At 69.7% G+C, this 2,472-nt stretch carries 1 protein-coding gene; it reads right to left on the bottom strand.

Going from position 1 to position 2,472, the window contains the following annotated elements; all coding sequences use genetic code 11:
* Window positions 1–2,472 (bottom strand): type I polyketide synthase (locus AB0959_RS52910; protein ID WP_366834200.1); only part of this gene is annotated, 2,472 nt, incomplete at both ends.

Genomic DNA, 2,472 nt, shown 5'->3' with positions numbered 1-2,472 from the left:
CAGGCTGATGTCGGTGAAGGTGAAGGGGAGGGGGGTGTGGGTGGGTTTGGGGTTGTTGAGGGTGGTGTGGAGGAGGGGGTGGAGGGCGGCGTCGAGGAGGGCGGGGTGGAGGTGGAAGTTGTGGGTGGTGGTGGGTGGGGTGAGGTGGGCGTGGTAGTGGCCGTTGTGGTGGGTGAGGTGGGTGAGGCGTTGGAAGGTGGGGCCGTAGTGGTATCCGGCGGCGGTGTATGTGTCGTAGAGGGTTTGGGTGTTGAGGGGTTGGGCGTCGGGGTGGGGGTGGGTGTGGGGGTGGGTGTTTGGGGTGGTGGTGGGTGGTTGGGGGGTGAGGGTGGCGGTGGCGTGGGTGGTCCAGGGTTGGTGGGTGTGGGTGGGGCGGGTGTGGATGGTGAGGGTGTGTCGGTGGGTGTGGTCGGGTGGGGTGAGGTGGAGTTGGAGGTCGAGGGGGGTGTGGAGGGTGATGGGGGTGGTGAGGGTGAGTTCTTCGATGTGGAGGGGGTGGGGGGTGTGGTGTGCTGCGTGGAGGGTGAGGTCGAGTAGTGCGGTGGCGGGGAGGAGGGGGGTGGTGTGGATTTGGTGGTCGGTGAGCCAGGGGTGTTGGTGGGGGTCGATGGTTCCGGTGTGGAGGGTGGCTCCGGTGTCGGGGAGGGTGGTGGTGGCGGTGAGGAAGGGGTGGTTGGTGGGGGTGAGGCCGGGTGGGGTGTTGGTGGGGGGTGGGGTGAGCCAGTAGTGCTGGTGTTGGAAGGGGTAGTGGGGGAGGTGGGTGTGGGTGTGGGTGTGGGTGAAGTGGTGGGGCCAGTTGACGTGGACGCCGCGCACGAATGCCTGAGCCACCGACGACAGCAATGCCATCGACTCGGGCTGGTCCTCCCGCAGGGCCGGCACGGGCAGCAGGGAGCCCGGATCTTCGAGGCAGTCGGGCACCAGACCGGAGAGCGGCCCCCGAGGCCCCAGCTCCAGCAGCGTCCCCACACCCCGTAGCTCCACCGCCCGCACCCCGTCGGCGAACCGCACACCCTCCCGGGCGTGCCGTACCCAGTACGCGGCACTGCACAGCAGGTCGTCCGTGACCGTCTCACCGGTGACCGTCGACACCAGGGGGATGGTCGGGGCACCGTAGGAAAGGCTCCGCGCCACCTCCGCGAACCGTGCCAGCGCGGGTTCCATCAGAGGTGAGTGAAAGGCATGGCTCACCCGCAGCCGGGTCGTCCGGCGCCCGCGCGCCTCCCAGTGCGCGCCGAGTTCCCGTACCGCGGACTCCGCACCCGAGATCACCACGGAAGCGGGGCCGTTGACGGCGCCGATGCCCACCTCTCCGGTGAGCAGCGGCGTGACCTCGTCCTCGGACGCCTCCAGGGCCATCATCGCCCCGCCCTCGGGCAGGGCACCCATCAGCCGGCCCCGCGCGGCGACCAGCGTGCAGGCGTCGGACAGGGAGAACACCCCGGCCACATGCGCCATGGCCAGTTCCCCCACCGAGTGGCCGATGAGCACGTCAGGGCGCATGCCCCAGGACTCCACCAACCGGAAGAGGGCGACCTCCAGCGTGAACAGCGCGGGCTGGGCGTACTCCGTACGGTCCAGCAGTGTCTCGTCAGCGCCCCACATCACGGTGCGCAGCGGCCGGTCGAGACGGCGGTCCAGTTCCTCGCAGACGGCGTCCAGCGTGTCGGCGAAGACCGGATACCTCTCGTACAACTCCCGTCCGGCACCTGCGTGCTGTGCGCCCTGGCCCGGGAACAGGATGCCGAGCTTTCCGCGGTTCCTCGGCAAGTCCCGGGGAGGGGTGATGAGCAGTGGGTGAGGTTCGTCGGTGGTGAGGTGGTCGAGTGGGGTGTGGGGTGTGTCGTGGGTGGGGGTGAGGATGACGGCTCGGTGGGGGTGGTGGGTGCGGGTGGCGAGGGTGTGGGCGGTGTCGGTGGGGTGGGGTGTGTGGGTGGTGAGGTGTGAGCGGAGTTGTTGGGCGTGGGTGCGCAGGGCGGTCGGGGTTTTGGCGGTGAGGATGTAGGGGGTGATGGGCAGGGTGGTGGGTGTGGGTGTGGGTGGGGCTGTGGGTGGTTCTTCGAGGATCAGGTGGGCGTTGGTGCCGCTGATTCCGAACGACGAGATCGCCGCCCGGCGAGGGCGGTCCGGATCACGGGGCCAGGGGCTTGCCTCGGTCAGGAGGCTCAGACCGCTCGACACCCAGTCCACATGGTCCGTCGGCTCCTCGGCGTGCAGCGTCTTGGGCAGCACGCCGTGCCGCAGGGCCTCGATCATCTTGATGACCCCGGCGACTCCGGCGGCGGCCTGGGCGTGACCGATGTTCGACTTGATCGACCCCAGTCGGGCGGGCCGGTCCGCGGGCCGCCCCTTGCCGTACGTCGCCGTGAGAGCCCGGACCTCGATGGGGTCGCCGAGTGGGGTGGCTGTGCCGTGGGCTTCGATGGCGTCGATGTCGTGGGGGTGGAGGTGGGCGGTGGTGAGTGCTTGGTG

It is taken from the genome of Streptomyces sp. NPDC046862 (assembly GCF_040704615.1).
Taxonomy (GTDB): domain Bacteria; phylum Actinomycetota; class Actinomycetes; order Streptomycetales; family Streptomycetaceae; genus Streptomyces.
This window is presented reverse-complemented; position numbering and strand designations above follow the sequence as displayed.